The sequence below is a fragment of the Oleiphilus sp. HI0061 genome (genome assembly GCF_001635675.1).
The window spans coordinates 1-792 of sequence record NZ_LWFE01000088.1 but is presented as its reverse complement, the minus strand read 5'-3'; the positions used below and the strand labels follow the sequence as shown (position 1 = coordinate 792).

2 protein-coding genes are annotated in these 792 nt (G+C 43.6%); one reads left to right on the top strand and one right to left on the bottom strand.

All coding sequences use genetic code 11. From position 1 onward, the window contains the following. A partial coding sequence (locus tag A3735_RS01060) for a TIGR02281 family clan AA aspartic protease (protein ID WP_197485566.1) occupies positions 1-517 on the top strand: 517 nt, incomplete at its 5' end. Positions 518-526: 9 nt separating this feature from the next. On the opposite strand, the gene A3735_RS30025 is transcribed toward A3735_RS01060, so the two are convergent. After that, positions 527-792, bottom strand: a 266-nt coding sequence (locus A3735_RS30025) for a hypothetical protein (RefSeq protein WP_068637402.1), incomplete at its 5' end; no start/stop codon positions are given.

Here is a 792-nt window from a genome sequence, read left to right as displayed (position 1 = left end):
TCACTGGCTAATTGTCTCTGAGGAGTGGGATGAGGCTGAACTAAGCCTTGTGTCAGCAAGGCATGACCTTAAATATGGCGAGGAGGTTCAGCTATTGGAAAATACCATTGCTGAACTTAGAGACCGTTCTAGTCAGTATATCGTTCCCTTGCAAACTATTGGTGAGCACTATTTGCTTGAGCTGCTTGTTAATGACGAGCACAGTTTGTCGCTAATGATTGATACGGGTGCTTCAATGACTGTCGTGAAGACAGAGTTTGTTCAAGAATATTTGCCTAGCCTTTTAGATGAGGCAGATGAGCTGCTGCTCAAGACCGCCAATGGCTCCGTCAAAGGGAGCAAAGTGCAGGTGGGTCAAGTCTCGCTTGGAGGATTATCAATGGGGGATGTTACTTTGGGAGTTTTGCCCTTATCTGACTTTACTTATGATGGGCTTTTGGGGATGGATATTCTCAAGCGTTTTGAGTTTAAAATTGACCAAGAAAATCAACAGCTGGTGCTGAATCCCCAGCTGTAAGTGTGTCGCTTAATTAGTCTTTAGATCTAGATAGCCCTTCTGAATTGATGTCTCAAAAGCTTTTGCTCCTTCAGCAAGCTCTTCAAAGCGAAGGCGCAGGGTTTTGAGTTTTTTTAATTCCTCGGCACTCGGTGAGTCATCAAGATCATCATATTTTTTTCCTAGTTCATACATGAACTTTAAATAAGCTGCCCGGCTCTGGGCCACGATATTGACGATGGGTTTTAAATCGCTGGTAGAAAGTGCCTCGATTTCAGGATTAATAATCTCCCTAT